14 protein-coding genes are annotated in these 16,081 nt (G+C 57.4%); 10 read left to right on the forward strand and 4 right to left on the reverse strand.

What is annotated here, in order from left to right:
- Nucleotides 1-14: 14 nt before the first annotated feature.
- The gene (locus Fuma_RS23750) at nucleotides 15-1,124 is read right to left on the reverse strand and encodes a glycosyltransferase family 2 protein (RefSeq protein WP_077026311.1); all 1,110 of its coding nucleotides are present in this window, start codon (nucleotides 1,122-1,124) and stop codon (nucleotides 15-17) included.
- Nucleotides 1,121-1,846 carry a class I SAM-dependent methyltransferase gene (locus Fuma_RS23755; protein WP_158521113.1) on the reverse strand — a complete coding sequence of 242 codons (726 nt, stop codon included), beginning with the start codon at nucleotides 1,844-1,846 and terminating at the stop codon, nucleotides 1,121-1,123. The genes Fuma_RS23750 and Fuma_RS23755 overlap by 4 nt, the downstream gene beginning before the upstream one ends.
- Nucleotides 1,847-2,179: 333 nt before the next feature.
- On the opposite strand from Fuma_RS23755, the gene Fuma_RS23765 reads away from it, so the two are divergent.
- From Fuma_RS23765 to Fuma_RS23795, 6 genes are all read left to right on the forward strand, one after another.
- Nucleotides 2,180-3,862, forward strand: a complete 1,683-nt coding sequence (locus tag Fuma_RS23765) for a hypothetical protein (RefSeq protein ID WP_145944340.1) — start codon at nucleotides 2,180-2,182, stop codon at nucleotides 3,860-3,862.
- A 139-nt stretch (nucleotides 3,863-4,001) separates the two neighbouring features.
- Nucleotides 4,002-5,306, forward strand: a complete 1,305-nt coding sequence (locus tag Fuma_RS23770; RefSeq protein WP_077026315.1) for a GYF domain-containing protein — start codon at nucleotides 4,002-4,004, stop codon at nucleotides 5,304-5,306.
- A 58-nt stretch (nucleotides 5,307-5,364) separates the two neighbouring features.
- Nucleotides 5,365-6,288, forward strand: a complete 924-nt coding sequence (locus Fuma_RS23775; RefSeq protein WP_218922277.1) for a TIM barrel protein — start codon at nucleotides 5,365-5,367, stop codon at nucleotides 6,286-6,288.
- A gap of 403 nt (nucleotides 6,289-6,691) precedes the next feature.
- A complete protein-coding gene (locus Fuma_RS23785) occupies nucleotides 6,692-7,954 on the forward strand; it encodes a polysaccharide biosynthesis/export family protein (RefSeq protein ID WP_145944341.1) in 1,263 nt (420 codons plus the stop codon).
- Nucleotides 7,955-8,020: 66 nt separating this feature from the next.
- Nucleotides 8,021-8,620: a hypothetical protein gene (locus Fuma_RS23790; protein WP_077026318.1), complete on the forward strand. Its 600-nt coding sequence runs from the start codon at nucleotides 8,021-8,023 to the stop codon at nucleotides 8,618-8,620.
- A gap of 134 nt (nucleotides 8,621-8,754) precedes the next feature.
- The gene (locus Fuma_RS23795; RefSeq protein WP_145944342.1) at nucleotides 8,755-9,807 is read left to right on the forward strand and encodes an RAD23 family protein; all 1,053 of its coding nucleotides are present in this window, start codon (nucleotides 8,755-8,757) and stop codon (nucleotides 9,805-9,807) included.
- A 117-nt stretch (nucleotides 9,808-9,924) separates the two neighbouring features.
- Here the strand turns inward: Fuma_RS23795 and Fuma_RS23800 are convergent, their stop codons facing one another.
- Nucleotides 9,925-11,136 carry a cofactor-independent phosphoglycerate mutase gene (locus Fuma_RS23800; RefSeq protein WP_077026320.1) on the reverse strand — a complete coding sequence of 404 codons (1,212 nt, stop codon included), beginning with the start codon at nucleotides 11,134-11,136 and terminating at the stop codon, nucleotides 9,925-9,927.
- Between the two features lie 358 nt (nucleotides 11,137-11,494).
- Here Fuma_RS23800 and acpP point away from each other — a divergent pair, with 358 nt between their 5' ends.
- The 4 genes from acpP (at nucleotide 11,495) to Fuma_RS23820 (ending at nucleotide 15,375) form a co-directional block, all read left to right on the forward strand.
- Nucleotides 11,495-11,725 carry an acyl carrier protein gene (acpP, locus tag Fuma_RS23805; RefSeq protein ID WP_077026321.1) on the forward strand — a complete coding sequence of 77 codons (231 nt, stop codon included), beginning with the start codon at nucleotides 11,495-11,497 and terminating at the stop codon, nucleotides 11,723-11,725.
- A 22-nt stretch (nucleotides 11,726-11,747) separates the two neighbouring features.
- Nucleotides 11,748-12,905 (forward strand): beta-ketoacyl-[acyl-carrier-protein] synthase family protein, encoded by a 1,158-nt coding sequence (locus Fuma_RS23810; RefSeq protein ID WP_077026322.1) that lies wholly within the window; start codon nucleotides 11,748-11,750, stop codon nucleotides 12,903-12,905.
- Between the two features lie 275 nt (nucleotides 12,906-13,180).
- Nucleotides 13,181-13,819, forward strand: a complete 639-nt coding sequence (locus Fuma_RS23815) for a hypothetical protein (RefSeq protein WP_077026323.1) — start codon at nucleotides 13,181-13,183, stop codon at nucleotides 13,817-13,819.
- A 95-nt stretch (nucleotides 13,820-13,914) separates the two neighbouring features.
- Entirely contained in the window at nucleotides 13,915-15,375 is a 1,461-nt protein-coding gene (locus Fuma_RS23820) for a sulfatase family protein (protein ID WP_077026324.1), read from the forward strand.
- Between the two features lie 6 nt (nucleotides 15,376-15,381).
- Here Fuma_RS23820 and Fuma_RS23825 read toward each other — a convergent pair whose 3' ends face one another.
- Nucleotides 15,382-16,074: a hypothetical protein gene (locus tag Fuma_RS23825; RefSeq protein ID WP_077026325.1), complete on the reverse strand. Its 693-nt coding sequence runs from the start codon at nucleotides 16,072-16,074 to the stop codon at nucleotides 15,382-15,384.
- Nucleotides 16,075-16,081 lie beyond the last annotated feature (7 nt).

Here is a 16,081-nt window from a genome sequence, read left to right on the forward strand (position 1 = left end):
CCGCGGCCCGTTGATCAGGGGTTTTGCCGAATTCCGCTACGCCCCGGTGCAGTCGGGTGATTGTACTCGGAATCCAATTCTTCCAATAACTTTCGAGCCGCCGCGACGGACGCCTGAGACGTCATTGTTGACTGCTGAATGTGGTTGCGTTTGGACTTCGTCAGGTAAATGGGTCGAGCTCGCACTTGATCGTAGATTCGGATCACGTATTCGCCCAACACGCTAATACCCAACGCATTCAATGCGCCAAAAAACGACGCCGTAATAATCGTTGATGTCCAGCCGGGGATGGCAAGCCCTGAAAACGCCTTGTGATACAAAACAAAGCTGATCGATGACAGGCAAACCAGACCAGACACGCCGGCGATGATGTAGAATAAAGTCAACGGAAACGACGAAAACGAAAAGATGGCCGTCTTGGCGAGTTTGAACAAACCTGCAAGAGACACTCGCGGCTGGTCGTCATGGCGAGCCATCCGCTCAACCTTCACGCCCGTCTGCTGAAAGCCGATCCAGCTTCTCAGTCCGGGAAGGTAGCGTTCGCATTCCGGCAACTGCAAAAGTGCGTCCACAACGGCTCGATCCATCAAGCTAAAATTGCCCGCGTCAGTTGGCATCGGGCTGCCGGCGATGGAATTCAGGACGCGATAGAACGTGTGAAACAGAACGCGCTTCGGCAGTGATTCTTTGCGGTTGAACCGCTGAGCGTAAACGACGTCGAACCCGTTTTCCCACTCCGCCAAAAACTGAGGAATCGCGGCCGGATCGTCCTGCAGATCCGAATCCATGAGCACGACCGCATCGCCGGAGGCATGTTCCAGTCCGGCATGGACGGCTGCCTGGTGACCGAAGTTGCGAGCAAGGTGGATGACAATAATGCGGTCATCGGTGGCTGCAAGCTGATCAAGCAATTCGCGGCTGTCATCGCTCGACCCGTCGTTAACGTAGACGATTTCGAAGTCCGCGCAGCAATCCTTCAATACCGTTCGGACGGCGTCGGTCAACTGTTGCAGAATTGCGGCTTCGTTGTAAACCGGCATCACCACCGACACGCGAGCGTGCTGGCGGTTACGAGCGAGGGCGGATCGGTCAGCCGACAAGAAATGGTGCATCGGCGCGATCATTTGGTCAGCACTCCAGCCAAAGACAGCCCGGCAGGAACCGGCAGCTTGCCCATGCACCAGCGTTCTGCGGCGGCGGCGGTAAGCAAGGCGTTGTTTGTAAATCGCGAGACCTTCGGGAAGTCCGGGTGCTCACGTTTGGGGAAGACTTTCTCGACACCTCGCACGGCCATCGCCGCGGGCAGAGTGAAGCTGTTCCAATGATTCAACCAGTTGACTCGAAAGCCTGCTTCGGCCGCATGCCGGCGAAATTCCCGAGTCGTGTAGCGTCGAAAATGCCCGAGCTGTTCGTCCCAGCGACTGAACAACCACGGATAAGCGGGCACAGTGATAATGACGGCGCCGTCGTCGGCCAGAGCCTTTTTCACATGCCCTAGTACTTCAACCGGGTGTTCAACGTGTTCCAATACGTCCAGCAGAACAACGGCTTTCAAACTTTTTTCTGCGACCGGCCATGGCTGACCGAGATCATGCACGTGCACGTCTTCGATGCCTCGTTGGCGCACGTGAGCGACCGACTCGGGCATCAGGTCGAAGCCGCTGACATCGTAACCCATGTCACGAAATTCGATCAGGTTGCGACCGGAGCCAATACCACCTTCAACCAAACGGCCGGGTGCCGGCGCGTATTTGTTGAGCAGTCGCGTGACCAGTTGACGCTTGGCGACGTGCCACCAATAGCTGTCTTCCAGATCAACTAATTCCTGCAAATGACTGGCTTGCATGTGAGAGCTTTCGCGCATGTGTGTGGCGGATTCGACGTGGCAAATCTATCACCTGCCCGGTTTGCGTCCGGGAGTACCCCCGGTCCGGCAGCGTATTGTGAGGACTCAGCGGAACATATACGGGTCGTGCGAGTCGTGTTGATTTCACGCAACGCGCAGCTTAATCGTACGCAGCGGCGCTGCCGGCACATTCATCACGTTCGTTGAAGTGATTGCAAACGGCTGTTCAGTGTTGCGTATTGTGAACGCGGTCGATGGCGATTGAAGGTGCCATCGCTGTTGTGACACAAAGTACAACGTGTAGAAACAAAGAGGACGCAGCACACCCACACAATGCTCGAACCCGCCAGACAACATCAGCCAATCATGCGCCAGCGAACGCTGGCGATTTTGATCATCGCGCTGCTGGTTATCGTGGGGCCGCTGTTTGTGTGCATGCCGCTGAACTCCGATACGGCCCTGTTCGACGTGCAGGCCGATCGAGTTCTGCAGGACGGCGTTCTGTATCGCGACATCATCGAACCGAACCTGCCGGGCGTCGTCTGGGTTCACCTCGCGATTCGCAGTGTATTGGGCTGGTCGTCCGAAGCCATGCGATTTGCCGACCTGTTGATCTTTGGTGGCGTCCTGTTGCTGGCCGGAAAAACGCTCACCCTCGCACGCCCTGTTCGTTTATCGTCTGCGGACGCGTCTCTCACGAACGAACTCAACGGGGGACGAGCAACAACGACAAATGAAGCGATCAAAGGCCAGCGCAGGATTACGACCTTCACTGCCTTCGCCTTGTTCTTCTACCTTTCCTGCAACGAATGGTGCCATGCTCAGCGAGATACCTGGATGCTTCTGCCTGCGATGGCGGCCGTCTGGTTGAGACTCAAACGCAATCACGGTTCCGCATCCTTTGGCGTTGACACATCGTTGTCGTTACTGGAAGGCGTGTGCTGGGGAGCCGCTTTCTGGATCAAACCACACGTCGCCATCCCCGCATTATGCGTTATTGCGGTCGACCTATTTTCGCGTCGACGCAGCGGCGTCTTCCTCGAAACGGCGATGGTGATTGCAGGCGGAATGCTGGTCGGACTGCCGGGCATCGCGTGGATGACTTACAGCGGAGCGTGGCCGCATTTCTGGGACATGATGCTCGAATGGAATCCGGAATACCTTAAGGCCGGTCGCGAACGGCAGAGTGTCGAACGTTGGGTGCTGATGTTCCGACGCTTCTATCCCTGGTGGCTCGTACACCTGGTGGCCTTGCCGGTGGCGATTGCGCGGTTAAGAAACGTATTGCGGCGTCGCCTTGCGGCCCACGAACATGCTGGTGGCGCGGTTGAAGGCCACTTGGCAGGCATCAGTGCTTTCTATGTCGGTTGGCTGCTTCAATCGTTGGCTCTGCAACACGCGATGGACTACATCCACGTGCCCGCCATCGTGTTGGGGCTGCTGGTCATCGCATCGCACGAATGGAATCTCGCGATCTCCATTCGCAAACCGGTTATCGCCGCCTTCTTACTGCTGGCCATGTTGGCGTCGCCAATTCTGCGGCCCGAACGGCTTTCGAAATGGACGGCGTGTGTCAAAGAAGGCAGCTCACCTGCACTGAAAGCCAAACTGGCTCATGGAACGTTTCCAAACTGGAACGAACTTCACGACGTGGCGGAATTCCTTCGTGACCAGAACGTGAACGACTACGAACTGACGTGCCTGAACGTCCACAGCGTACACCTGTTTCGTGAACTGGACGTGCAACCCGCCACGCGCTACTGGTGCGTGAAAATTCTGCAGGAATTGTTTCCGTCTCGAAGCAGCCAAATCGAAGGCGCGGTCAAAAGCAGCGACGGTCGCTTTATCGTCACGGAGTCGATGGAGACCGGGCTCACGGGCGCGACCGCTTTGCCAACGTCCTATCCATGGAACCTTCCGGTCGTGTTCGAAAGTGGAACCTACCGAGTTCATGCAGTGACGCGGCCGGCTGACGCTCAAGCTGCGGCGATGGGCGACTCAATCCGATCGTTCTGACTCGATCGTCGAAGAGTTGCTGGAACTGCGCGGCAGGCCGCCGTCATAATGCAGATCCGCTGCCACAACCATGTGTATCGACCAGCTGTAACCCGACGTCGATAGTGGCCACTTCCAACGAATCCGCCGGAACGAGATCATGCCTGCCCAACGATGGTACTACGAACTGCTGTCACAGGAATTCGGGCCTGTCGCACAGGAACAAATCGATGATCTGGTGACCGACGGGACGCTGGCGCCGACCGACCGAGTCCGCAAAGACGATTCTGAGCTTTGGACAACCGTCGCGCAGATGCACGATGAGCAGGCGAGCGATGGACATGAAGCTGATCCGGGCGAATTAAGCGATCTGTCTGAGCTGTCGTTTTCGTTCGAAGACAACACGCCGACGGGCCCAGCACCAGATGAATTAGACATCGACAGTTTTAGTATTGAAGGCGATTCAGAATCGACGTTTGCGGAGAGCGAAGCAGCAAAGCGACGACGCCAGAAACTCGAAGCCCCGCAACAGCCCCCGGAGGCCGACACCCAGGAACCCGTTCCTGAACGTGCAACCGAACCGGCCGACCCGCCGGCCCCGAAACGCAAGGCAGCTCAACCAAAGAAGAAAGCGACTTCAAAGAAAGCCCCATCCGGCCGACCACTGAAGAAAAAGAAAAGGCGCAAGAAGAAGCAGGAAGATGAGTTTCTAAGCGAGATATTTTCGGAAGTCTTCACAGAAGATGGTGCCGTGAAGCCCGATCATCAGCCCGGCGAGACAGCAGCGGCTGTTGCACCTATCGCGGCTGAGTCCGCACCCGTCACACCGCCCGCAGCAGGGGCGGCAGCGCCAGCAATGCCATCGCCAGGTGCACCGTCGCCAGCTGTGCCTGCACCTCAGATTTCGCAACCCGCGGCCACGTCCGCCACAGCGGCTGGTTCATCGGCAGCAGCAACGGCTCTTGCTGGTGGGCAGCAGGCGTCCGGAGCTGTTGGGGCAGCCGCAGCGATTCCAACTCGCCCACCAGTACCACCACCGAAGAAAAAGAAGCGGGGCGGCGGTTTCACTCTGCCAACCATCGATGCCAAAGTGGCCGGGATCGTGGCCGGCGTGCTGTTGCTGGCAGCAGTCGTGGGCGGAGGCATGATGGGTTACATCTCTCTACCCGGTTTGGCCGTCGATGAAAAAGCGGCTGTCATGGATTTGTACGAGGAATACAAATCGATGTCGCAGGGCACCATTTCGCCGGATCAGTGGGGCAACTTTAGCGCGCGTGCTCGCGACATTGTGACCAAGGTCAACCGTCAGCTTGCGGCCAAGGGCGGTTCGATGACGCCCCAGGAATTCAAACTTCGAGCCGCCAGTCAGCGACTGGGAATGTTGGCGTCCGCGGACTTCTCCAACGACGAATCTCGGACCAGAGCATGGGCGGCTGTTGAAGAGGCAATGAAAGAAGTCAAATAACACGCGCTAACCACACCACCATTCTGCCACCTCGCGATCTCCACTTCACAGAAAGTTCATGATGCCAAAATCCCAATCGTTTTCGCGTCGACAAATGCTGGCTGCTGGAGCAGTCGCCGCTGCTGCAACCAGTCAACCGGTGAAGGCCGCGTTGCCGATCGCTCAGGCCACACGCGATGCCGTACCTGCTGACTTCCGGATCACCAACAAGCGGATCCGACAATCTGTGATGGGTTGGTGCTTTAACCCGATGCCGGTCCCGGAGCTCATCAAACATTGCGCCGACATCGGCCTGGAAGCGATTGAAGGCATTGATCCGAAGTTCTACCCGGAAGCCAAGAAACAGGGGCTGAAGATTTCTCTTGTTGGCAGCCATGGATTCGCCACGGGACCTGTCGACACCGCTAACCACGAAATGTGTGTGGCGAAACTAAAATCTTCAATCGACACGGCTGTGGAGTTCGGAGCACCCAGCGTGATCACCTTCACCGGCATGACGGTGAAGGGAATGGCCGACGCCACGGCGGAGAAGAACTGCCTGGACTGTTGGAAACAGGTAATCGATTACGCCACCGAGAAGAAGATTGTTCTGGTTCTGGAACATCTGAATTCTCGCGACGACAGTCACCCGATGAAGGGGCATCCGGGCTACTTCGGTGACGATGTCGAACGCTGCATCGATTTGGTCAAACGCATGGATTCGCCGTACTTCAAACTGTTGTTCGACGTCTACCATGTTCAAATCATGAACGGTGACGTCATTCGTCGCATCCAGAATTATCACTCGTTTATTGGTCACTACCACACGGCAGGTAACCCGGGCCGTAAAGAGCTCGATGAGACTCAGGAAATCAACTACCCGGCCGTGATGAAGGCGATTCTGGCAACGGGCTACGATCTGTTCGTGGCTCAGGAATTTATCCCAACATGGGACGATCCCATCCTCGCGCTACGGCATTCCGCGATGGTTTGTGACGTCTGATCGCTGCCCTTCGCGGGTAACCGTGCGGCTGCCGGTGGGAAACAGCACGGCCTGCTACCGCAAACCCTCTGTCCCTGCACCCGCAGCCTGCGTTTTACCGGTTCAAAACGGTAGACCGGCATTGTGATCGTAGAACTTGAATAATTCCTTCCAGAATCAGCACACGCATAACCGGAACAACTGGAATAACCGGACCAGCAAGTGCTGTCCGCACAAAAGTCCTCCGGAATAGACGGTGGTAGCGGTCATACGGTTCCGATATCGAAACTGTATCATTGAAAGTCGTCGCTGCAGGTCAGTTTGACCGATTGGGCCACGAGGAAGGATCCTCACAATTGCGGCGGCTTTTCATCAGGAACATCACCGATTCAAGTGTCGGATTCAATTCTCCAGGGAGGGGATCATGTTGGCTGTGCGTATCACAAAAACCAGCCTTCGCAGCTTCAGAGCAGTAGTGGCTTCAGCGATCGCTCCACTTCTGATTTCCGGCTGCGTTTCGACGTCAAGCATACCCGTCACGACGACTGCCGGCCCCGGTGGGTTTTGTGCCGATCCCGGTTGTACAACCGGCGTCTGTGCAACAGACATGACGGCAACGCCTGGCTGCAACAGTCCCACCGGCGTGGTGTGCTCGCCAGACGGTTGCGGTGACGCCGCATGCGGCGATGTCATGCAATGCAGCATGACCAACTGCGAAGTTCCTCGCGAACTTCGCAAGACGGCTCTGCCCGAATATCGAGTTGAAGCACCGGACGTGCTGCTGATTGAAGCAGCCAACAACCTGCGACCGGCCACCGCACCGGTCCTGGCAGGCGAGCCGTTGCTGATTCAGGTCGATCGCACGATCCCGGTCGACACCGCTGCCGACAAAGTGGCTCAGGCGTTCAAAACCATCAACGGGCCGTATGTCATTGGCACCGATGGTTATCTAAACCTCGGACCGGAATACGGCAAGGTTCTGTGTGCCGGAGAAACGCTGGCAGAAATCCAGCGACGCGTCGACACTCACCTGCGACGGATTCTGACGAACCCTCAGGTGCTGGTCACGCTGCCGGACCCAACGGCCAAGCAAATGGTCGCGGGACCTCACCTTGTACGACCGGACGGAACCGTTGGACTCGGTATCTATGGTGGCGTTTTCGTCGCCGGCATGACGCTGTCAGAAGTCAAGTGTGCTGTTGAACAACACCTCAGTGCTTACATGCACGCTCCTGAAGTGAGCGTCGACGTACTGGGCTACAACAGCAAATACTACTACGTGATCGCCGATGGCGGCGGTGCGGGTGAAAGAGTGACACGGCTGCCTTCAACCGGCAACGAAACCGTCTTGGATGCGGTTTCTCAGGTGAACGGTCTTCCGTCCATCGCCAACAAAGGACAGATCTGGATCGCTCGCCCCCAACCTGGCTGCAACTGCCCCGATCAGTTGCTGCATGTTGACTGGGACTCAATCGCTCGCGGAGCTCAAACGTGTACCAACTACCAGCTTCTGCCTGGTGACCGACTGTACGTTAAGGCTGACCGCTTTATCACCTTCAGCACAAACCTGTCGAAGATTACCGCCCCGTTTGAACGCCTTCTGGGTCTGACGATTCTCGGCAACGGTACGGTGCGAACTCTGCAACAGGGATCCAGCAGCTTTGGTGGCGGAGGCGGCGGCTTCTAAGCAGCCGATGCCGATCTAACGTAGCAAACGATCAAGCGGACCAGAGATACATTTCAAGGAAGAAACATGTCTAAGCTGACATCGACAATCGTGACAATGGCACTTGCCGTCACCGTGTTCAGCCTGTCCGGTTCATCGGCCATGGCTCAATTCGGCAACCGAATTCAACAACCATTCGACCGCCCGGCTTTTAGTCCGTACATGAACATGTTTCGGAACAGCCCGGCGTCTGGTGGTGCCGCCATCATGAACTACTACGGTCTGGTCAGACCGCAGCAGGAAATGATCCAGCAGCAGAATGATCTGCAGCAGGGGCTTTACGGATTCCAACGACAGCAATCCATGCAAAATGGACAACGACCTGGCCAACGTGGCGGGTTCCCAAGATCGTACCGCATGGGCGTGACGGGCCACTCAGTCGGCTTCATGACGGCTGGTTCACGCACACAAAGCGGTGCCGGAGCCGGGGCTGGACTTGCCGGCTTTGGCCAGCCTTCTGGTGGCGGTGCCGGAGCATTTGGCGGCAGCAATTCCAGCGGCAGCCAATTCAATAACGACGGCATGTACGAAGAAAATTCCTTCAGCGGCGGCGGTGGCGGCAGCTTCAGCGGCCACAGCCCGGCGTTCGGCTACGGTGCCGGATACAACACGGGCGGCGGTTTTTAAAGACGCCACCTGCCAACTGACGGTGACCGCTGTCAGGCCAGCGAATGACCAGAAACACTTCCGGGCCACGTTTGGGCTTTCGATTTGAAGGCCTTCAGAAATCACTTAACAACCCCACTCAAGGGATGCTGATCATGGTGACATTACGAGAAACGATTCGAACAATTCGCAAGCTGGCATTCACAGGTACCATCTCGCTGCTCACCGCCAACGCCGCGGTAGCAGGGCTTTGCTGCGGAGATCTTCCGCGAGCCTACTATTCGCCGGCGTGTGAACCCGCGTGGGGCTATCACCAGACCTGCTGGCGTCGTTTCCCGTGCCTGGAACCATGCACAGGCTGGGGTGACTACTGCCCAACCTGTGAACGGGACGATGGCGTTCAGTATGCAGGCGCCTGGGAAGAACAACCACCCGTGCAGGGACAGATCGTTCCCGCAGCACCACTGCAGGGACAGTACCTGCAGGGCGTTCCGATGCAGGGAAATGTTATCCACCAGAACGGTGGTCAGCAGATGGCCCCCATGTCCTCCTTGCAGATTCCATCAGCCGGGGGCATGCAGCCCGCACCGTACAGCCCGCCAGCCGGAGCTGTTCCTTACTACGGTGGTGCGCCGACGCATGGTGGCCCAACGGCACCGCCGCAGGGCGGGGCAGGGGCTCCGATTCCGATGAACGGAAACACGCCGGCACCAGGTCCAGAAAACGGCCAAAGGCAGATGACGCCTTCGCCGACGAACCCATATCCATCCAACACAACACCGATGCCAATGGATGAAGACGTGCTGCCGATGCCATCTGCAGAAGACCAGACGCGCATCTATCAAATGCCGAACGGCTACACTCAGCAAACGTCGTACAAGGGCTACCGAGGCCCCACGAACTACGGCGGTCATCCGATTCGGCAGCCACAACAGGTTTCTCAACCAGCTGTCCAGCAGCAGCCGCAATTGTACGGAGGCCCTCAAGCCGGGATCACCGGGCAGCAGGTACCGGCGAATGGTGGATGGGTGCAGCCGCAGAGCAATTTCATCCCCGGAAACCATATGCCAGTGAATCAAGGGCAGGGTGCAGCCCAAGGCCCGTTCCGCAGCGTGTCTTACGGCACGCCTGTCCAACAACCAGAGCAACCTGCTGCGGCACCAGTCGAAGTGAAGCGATCGTTGTGGTCTCGACTAACCGGAAAATAACGACACTCGTCTGAGAACATCGCGGCTGACGCGATCGCCGCTCTGATTTCAACAAAGAAGCCCGGCCTTTTTAAAGGCCGGGCTTCTTGAATGCGCAGTGCAATCAAAGTTGGCGGGTTAGTAGTTCAGAAAATAACCCATCAGCCGGTGGCCTTCATCGAAGACCAGATCAGAATTACTCGCCGCGACCTCATCGTAGGTCGAAGGTGAGTTGACCTCGATACCCGTCCCGCACATTGCAAATGGGCAGTAGCCGTGACTGTGGGTACGAGTTCTTAAAAACGTCGGGTGATCGGGGCACACCAGCAAACGGTAGTCTCCCTGCGACTTCAACCAGTCGTGGACGGGACCGACGATGTGCCGGTCGATATTTTCCACAGCGGCAAGCTTGGCGGCAGTGTCTCCTTCGTGCGACGCTTCGTCGGTCGCTTCGACGTGAACGACCAGAAAATCCACGTCGTCGCGCTTGAGAGTTTCGATGGCCGCTCGCCCCTTGGCGGCGTAGTCGGTGTCGAGATACCCAGTCGCACCATCTACTTCCACGACGTCCCAGCCAATCAACCGGCCCATGCCACGCAGCAAGTCGACAGCTGTGATCACCGCACCTCGCTTGCCATAGCGATCAACAAACGGTTCCAGCGCGGGACGTCGCCCCAGTCCCCACAGCCACGTTTGGGTGGCCGGAAGCTGGTCCGCCGCACGGCGGGCGACGTTGGGTGCAGCGTCAGCAAACAGTTCGCGGCTGCGATTCATGAGTGCGAGCAACTGATCTGCGCCGGGCCCCTGAGGCAGGTAATCTGCGATCGGCTGGTCTGTAATATCGTGGGGCGGCGTGCTTGAGGTCTCTGCAGTGAAGGGAGCCGCCGTTCCGCGAGCTCGATACAGCAGCAAATTTCGGTAGCTCACGCCGGCATGATACTTCCAATGACTGTCGCCGCACTGATCCTTCTGCAACAGCGAAATCAGTTCCCGCCCGGCATCGTTGGGAAACTGTTCTGCCGTGAAGCTGACCATCACGTCGTCCAGCACCGTGACCAGATTGCAGCGGACCGCCCAGTCTCCGTCGGCCAGCTCGATCCCCTGCGCGGCTGCTTCGATTGGAGCTCGCCCGGTATGAAACTTCAGCGTGTCGTAGCCAAACAGACTCATTGTACCCACGTCGCTACCGGACGGCATGCTGGCCGGAACGTTGTCCGTTCGCCCCACCTGACCACACTCGGCCACAGCATCCATGTGCGGGACGTTGGCGGCCTGCAGCGGCGTGCGATTGTTGAGTTGCGGTTGTGGTTCGTCCGCAACACCGTCGGGAATGACAAGCACAGTCTTCATGATCTCAATTCAAAGGAAAAAGGCGAGTTTGGCGGAAAGTAGGGAGTCTGATTGAAGAAACCCGTAAACACATGGATCGATCGGGTTTACACAAAATCTGAAACCCGATATATCTTCGCTCGACGACGGGTAACCCACCCGCATGAGACGGCAAAAAGCCTGAAAAACCTAAGAGCACCTACCCTGACCTTCGTGGGCCACACGGTTTTTCGGAAGTCGGTTCTTAGCCAGACGTCACCGTTGACCGTCACAAGAAGCCCTGACCTGCACTCGCAGTCAGCGAGCTACAGGAATTTAAGCCATCGCCAATCGCCACGGATACGAACCGTGCATTGGATGTTACCAGGAGGAATCATCTGTGTCCGTTGAAGAAAAAGTCATCGATATTGTCAGCGATCAGCTCGACACACCACGCGAAGATATTGCCCAATCCAGTTCTTTCGTGGACGACCTGAAAGCCGATTCACTGGATATTGTCGAATTGGTCATGGCTCTGGAAGATGAATTTGACATCAAAATTCCAGACGAAGACTACGATAAGATCAAGACCGTCGGAGACGTGATCTCGTATATCGACAATAAGTCTTAGCATCGCGACAGACCACTGTCTGATGTCCGACCGAAAAGTCGTGGTCACCGGGACGTCCGTCACAACGGCACTCGGGAGCCACGTCCCTGATGTCTGGGATCGCCTGCGCAACGGTGATTCCGGACTTAGCTCGGCGCGATCGCCGCACGACTCAAAGTCAATCGGCGACACGCCCGCAATCAATCGACCGGCGGGGCGCATCCCTGATTTCGCCCCCGCCCGTCTTCTTTCGCTGGATCGTCGCAGCCTGCGACGTATGGACCGCTTCGTCCAACTGGCCATGATGGCGGCGGAAACGGCGTTCCATGATGCAGACCCCGTGCTGCAGCATCACCCGCCGCAACGCTGCGGTGTAATCATCGGCAGCTGCTTTGGTGGTGTGTCCACAATCGAAACTCAACACGAGCGGCAACGTGCGCGCGGGCCGGAACGAGTTTCCGCGTTTCTTATCCCATCGCTCATGATTAACGCGGCCAGTGGCAACGTGGCCGTGCATTGGGGTCTGAAGGGAATCAGCTTCGGACTAAGCGCGACTTGCGCGTCAGGCATCCAGGCGATCGGTACGGCCTATCGAATGATTCGATCCGGGCAAGCCGACATGATGCTTTGCGGCGCCGCCGAAGCGCCGCTTTGCGATTTGGTCTTCGCGGGTCTTGAGGCCATGGATTCACCTTCGCGTCACGAGACTTTACGCCACCAGCGATGCGTTCCCGCCGAAGGTGCGGGGCTGCTAATACTGGAAGACTTCGACTCTGCCGCACGTCGAGGTGCCAACGTGATCGCGGAAGTCGTGGGCTACGGCCAGTCCTTTGGTAGCGTAACAACGACGACAGATCCGAACGGTGAAGTGCCCGGCCTGGCTCAGTCACTGCAGGCCGCTTTGACGGACGCGAATTGCGAACCGTCCCGTGTCGGCCAGATCGTGGCAGATGCGTGGCGTCCAGATCTTCACGAAGCTGACGCCGAAACAGACATCAGACACGTGCTGGGCAAGTCTGCAGGACTGCAGACTTGGAACCACCAACGGCAACTTGGCCATGCGTTCGGAGCCAGCGGGGCAATCAACGCCGCCTTGACCGTGTACGCAATGCAACAGGAATGGCTGGCACCGAAAAGCAATGTGCTGGTTTGCAGTTCGGGTTTCGGCGGCCAGAACGCCGTCATCTGCCTGTTGCAGTAAACCGTCGATGCCGAACTCCAGCTAGTCCCCATGAATGCCTGATGCAGTTTTCGCCACCAATATCGCCCGACAGGCCAGCACCCCATACGGCATGGCCAGCCAAGTATCCCCTAGGTCATGCTTGTCAAGTACCAACTGGTAAGTTCCCGACTAATTCGGATTGGCATGAAGAAATCCCTCCCCGGACATCACTAAATCTGACGAAGTCCATATGCTGACTTGTGATTCCATACGATCATTCTTTCCCGAATTGGGCCATCTACGGGATTCAACTTATGTCAGATCATAATCGCGCCGGACCCGATCCGGACTTTGTTGAACAGCTTCGAGCTGACGGAAGTCCCGCCATCCAAACATTCCTTACTCCCGCAGGGCACCCAGAGGTTATTAACCAGACGATGCGACGCTTTATCGCCGATGGCTCATTGGCCAGCTGGGAAAAATTGTTTGACGCGAACGACTTCACACGGTGGCAGGAACTCATCACGTCTGCGCGGTCTGCTCAGATTCCGGTTTCCGGAGCATTTCGATTGCGCCGCTTCGATCAGGCCCTTCGGACGTTTGTGCTGCGAGCCGAGCCACGGTACAGCTCGCAGGGTGAATTTGTCGGCCATATTGTTTCCGGAATGGACATCACGGGGCTGGATGCCGCGTCGCAGCCCGCCGAAACTCAGGCTCCGGAGTTTCTCCTAGAAAGCGGCAGCACGGCTACGATGGCCAAAGGCTGGCATCAGCAACTTGTGAGTGTCTCGACAGTAATTTCCGGCTGCATCGATACCTTGCCGGATCTACTGCCGGAAGACCCCAACCCCAATTTGCAGCAAATTCTTGCGAGTCTGTACCAGGCCAATTCGCGACTACGAAAAACGGTTGCAGAATTGGCATTTGTGGCGAGATCCGTCGACCACGCGTAGCGGCGAAGGTCGTGTTGCTGGCGAATCGATCGCTTGTTCCGGGGTGCCGCTGAAGCTACAACGATGGCTTCCCAACGCCTCACGGAACAACGACCATGCTGCACAAAATCGTCTTCGCTGCCTGCATTTTTATAACCGCAACAGCAACCGGAATAGCTGACCAGGCGGACTCACGCCCACCCAACTTCATCCTGATCTTTTGCGACAACCTCGGCTACGGCGACATCGAACCGTTCGGTTCGACCGTGCATCGGACGCCACACCTGAATCGCATGGCAAAGGAAGGTCGCCGGTTTACCCACTTTTGCGTTACCGCTGGCGTGTGCACGCCGTCGCGAGCGTCCATTATGACGGGCTGTTATTCTCAGCGAGTCGGCATGCATCAAAACCCACGCGACGGGCACGTGTTGCGACCGGTTTCGCCTTACGGACTCAATCCTGACGAAATCACGATTGCCGAAGTTCTGAAACAACGCGGCTACAAGACAGGCATCTTCGGCAAATGGCACCTCGGTGATCAGCCGGAATTCCTGCCAACTCGCCAGGGCTTCGACCGTTTCTTCGGCATCCCCTACAGTGACGACATGACTCGCGAGGTCGGCCAGAGAATCGGCGAACGCCTGTCGGGCAATGACTGGCCCGAATTGCCGTTAATGGAAGGCGAAAAAGTCATTGAAGCACCCGTCGATCGCGACTATTTAACAAAACGCTGCACCGAAGAAGTGCTGACGTTTATCGAGAAGCACAACGACGAGCCGTTTTTCATCTACTTTCCTCAATGCATGCCGGGCAGCACAAGCGCACCGTTTGCCAGTCCGGAATTCAAAGGCAAGAGCAAAAACGGACCGTGGGGCGATTCGATTGAAGAGATCGACTGGTCGACGGGGCAGATTCTGGACAAACTTGTCGAACTGGACATCGACGAAAACACACTGGTTATCTGGCTTTCCGATAACGGAGCCCCGTTGGCGAAGGACATGTCCAATCCACGGCGAGGTTCAAACCGCCCACTGTTTGGACGCGGTTACACAACATCCGAAGGCGCATTCCGCTCGCCCACCCTGGCGTGGTGGCCGAAACATGTGAGTCCAGACACGACGTGTACCAAGCTGGCGACGACGATGGATTTTCTACCCACGTTTGCGAGTCTTGCCGGCGAGCCGATCGACCACAAGGTGGACGGGCATGACATCCGCACTCTGCTTGTCGGTGACGCGAATGCGGAAAGCCCTTACGCGGCATTCTATTATTATTATCTGGACCAGCTTCAGGCGGTCCGCAGCGGCCCCTGGAAATTGTTTCTGCCGGTCGACGACTTCGTGCGGCATCCGCACTTCAAGCGAGGCGAGCCCACGCATCCGCTACTGTTTAATCTGGAAGACGACATTGGCAGCGAGCGCAATGTTGCATCGCAACATCCGGACATCGTCGAGAGGCTAACTGGGCTGGCCGAAGCTGCGCGGACAGATCTGGGAGACGTTGGCGTTACAGGGTCTGGCCAGCGGCCGCCCGGTCATCGCACCGGCCAGCCACCAGAGGCTCAAGTGGCGCGTTGAAAAGAATCAGCGTTCAACACGCAGGATCGCGGCAGCGTCGCGAATGGACGAGTCGCGCCAAAGTGCGCGTTCTACAATCGCGCTGGGAGTTCGGCCGGTTTGTTGAAAGCCTTTCAAAATCGTGACCATCGCTTTCGAAAGTCGAAGCTGCACCCGAACTTTCGCCGACGCACGCGATGTTGACACTTTCGCCGCTGACTGTGTAGCGGGGCGGAGCATAGAAGTCACTTGCGAGGAATGCGCTAACCCGGACCGATCGTTGGCACGCTGTCGTTGCGTATTGGTGTTTGAACGTGCACTGGACCTGCGCCGTTGCGACTTCGCCGCAGCATGTCTGTCGGAATCGCCCGTGACACGGATTGCCGCAAGACACGCCCGCGCATCTTCCAGTAGTTGATCTTCCAGCGTATCGGCAGTCACGCAAAACCGCCCGGACTGCTCGGCAGCCGACGGAACCGCCTCTGAAGTGGCCGTTGTCGACGCAAACTCGCGGAGTTGCTCTGCGGGGTGCATGCGAATCACGCGGCCGTCGCGAGTTCGGCGAACGTTCTGACAGTGCTGGCGGATGCCAGGCAATTGCGGTTCGCGAGAGTGCCGCCTTTTAGCGGGCGACGTTGAGGCAGATTGTTTCGGCATGATCACATCTGAACTTTCCGGCGGCGATCCTGTTGCGAAGAGACCAACTACAGCGTCACCCATTCAGGTG

This window comes from Fuerstiella marisgermanici (assembly GCF_001983935.1).
Lineage (GTDB): Bacteria > Planctomycetota > Planctomycetia > Planctomycetales > Planctomycetaceae > Fuerstiella > Fuerstiella marisgermanici.

Coding starts and splice junctions, on each gene's coding strand:
- Fuma_RS23795 (WP_145944342.1), top strand. CDS start 8,755: ATGGTGACATTACGAGAAACGATTCGAACAATTCGCAAGCTGGCATTC.
- Fuma_RS23800 (WP_077026320.1), bottom strand. CDS start 11,136: ATGAAGACTGTGCTTGTCATTCCCGACGGTGTTGCGGACGAACCACAA.
- Fuma_RS23770 (WP_077026315.1), top strand. CDS start 4,002: ATGCCTGCCCAACGATGGTACTACGAACTGCTGTCACAGGAATTCGGG.
- Fuma_RS23820 (WP_077026324.1), top strand. CDS start 13,915: ATGCTGCACAAAATCGTCTTCGCTGCCTGCATTTTTATAACCGCAACA.
- Fuma_RS23825 (WP_077026325.1), bottom strand. CDS start 16,074: ATGGGTGACGCTGTAGTTGGTCTCTTCGCAACAGGATCGCCGCCGGAA.
- Fuma_RS23810 (WP_077026322.1), top strand. CDS start 11,748: ATGTCCGACCGAAAAGTCGTGGTCACCGGGACGTCCGTCACAACGGCA.
- Fuma_RS23790 (WP_077026318.1), top strand. CDS start 8,021: ATGTCTAAGCTGACATCGACAATCGTGACAATGGCACTTGCCGTCACC.
- Fuma_RS23815 (WP_077026323.1), top strand. CDS start 13,181: ATGTCAGATCATAATCGCGCCGGACCCGATCCGGACTTTGTTGAACAG.
- Fuma_RS23755 (WP_158521113.1), bottom strand. CDS start 1,846: ATGCAAGCCAGTCATTTGCAGGAATTAGTTGATCTGGAAGACAGCTAT.
- Fuma_RS23775 (WP_218922277.1), top strand. CDS start 5,365: ATGATGCCAAAATCCCAATCGTTTTCGCGTCGACAAATGCTGGCTGCT.
- Fuma_RS23750 (WP_077026311.1), bottom strand. CDS start 1,124: ATGATCGCGCCGATGCACCATTTCTTGTCGGCTGACCGATCCGCCCTC.
- Fuma_RS23785 (WP_145944341.1), top strand. CDS start 6,692: ATGTTGGCTGTGCGTATCACAAAAACCAGCCTTCGCAGCTTCAGAGCA.
- Fuma_RS23765 (WP_145944340.1), top strand. CDS start 2,180: ATGCTCGAACCCGCCAGACAACATCAGCCAATCATGCGCCAGCGAACG.